Consider the following 1,248-nt stretch of genomic DNA (forward strand, 5'->3'; position numbering starts at 1 on the left):
TTTGACCTTGCGGGGGTCGAGGTCGGGCTGGAACGAGAAGTCGTAGGTGTCGAGGGGCTTGTGGTGGGGCAGCTTCGACAGGCGCAGCACGCTGCGGTAGCGGCGTTCGTCGCGCACGGCCAGTTCTTCTTCGAGGATGAGGTCGAGGAAGTCCAGGTAGCCCATGGTGGTGCCATCGGCGCGGCGGGTCAGTTCGGTGAGGTTGGCGGCCAGGTGGGGCAGGCCGAGCCTGGCGGCGGTGGCCCGGATCCGGTCGGCGACCAGGTCACTCATGACACGTCCTTCGGGTCGATGCGGGGCAGCGCGAACGGGCCGGTGCCGGCGATCTCGTCATAGACCGACAGCGGGCGCCGGTCGACGGCCACTGCTGCGGCGGCGGCCCGGTTGAGCAGGGACTGCAGCGGGCTGGCTCCCGGTGCCTGCCGCGGGACATGGTTGGTGGGCGGATCGCCGGTGGTGACGGCGCGGGTGCGCCCGTCGGGCAACCCGTCCCAGTGGGCGGGGTCGACGACGCGGGCACCGCGGCCGACTGCGCGCGGGTGCGTGGCCAGCAGCGTGTCGGCGGTCGGGTCGGCGGTGACCGCGTGCAGGCTGACCGTCGCGGCGGTGGCCCGGACCTCGACCAGCTGCCGGGGGCGTACCTTGCGGGCCGGTACGGAGTACAGGTTGGCGTCGAACGCGACCAGGCAGTCCTTGCCGACGTGGCGCAGGTGCCGGTCGAGGACCGCATACGGTCGTGCCGGCAGTGGGCGCAGCGCGGCGTGGTCGCGGGCGGCGCGCACGCCGATCACCTCGCCGTGGGTGCGGTGGGTTCGCGCCCGCCGCTGCGGCACCCACGCCAGGAACGCCTGATCCAGATCACGCAGTGACGAGAACGCCCGCCCGGCCAGCACGTGCTCTCGCACGATCGTGACCTGGCGTTCGACGCGGCCTTTGCCGGTGGGCCGGTATGCGGCCAGGACATCGATGTCGAAGTCGTAGTGCCCGGCGAACGCGACCGCTTCGGGGTGCAGCGGCACCGCCCGGCCTGGGGCGACGTGTCGGCGTACGACGGTCTTGGTCCGGTCGTAGACGATCGCGCCGGGTGAACCGCCGAAGTGCGCGAACGCCCGCCGGTGGCACTCCCAGAACGTGGCCAGGTCCATGCTGGTCGTGAAGCAGCAGTACGGGTCGCGTGAGTACGACAGGACCATGTGAAACGAGTACACCTTCGCGATGCCGACATGGGCCAGGATCGCGCCCTCGTCA

Annotated in this window: 2 protein-coding genes; both read right to left on the reverse strand. The window is 71.5% G+C overall.

Annotation, left to right across the window (positions count from 1 at the left end; translation table 11 throughout):
• On the reverse strand, positions 1-273 hold a 273-nt coding region (locus AB0J67_RS41250), incomplete at its 3' end, for an ATP-binding protein (RefSeq protein WP_363491296.1).
• The coding region (locus AB0J67_RS41255; RefSeq protein ID WP_363491298.1) for a DDE-type integrase/transposase/recombinase at positions 270-1,248 on the reverse strand (979 nt) is incomplete at its 5' end. The genes AB0J67_RS41255 and AB0J67_RS41250, both read right to left, overlap by 4 nt.

This window comes from Catellatospora sp. NPDC049609 (genome assembly GCF_040675365.1).
GTDB lineage: Bacteria > Actinomycetota > Actinomycetes > Mycobacteriales > Micromonosporaceae > Catellatospora.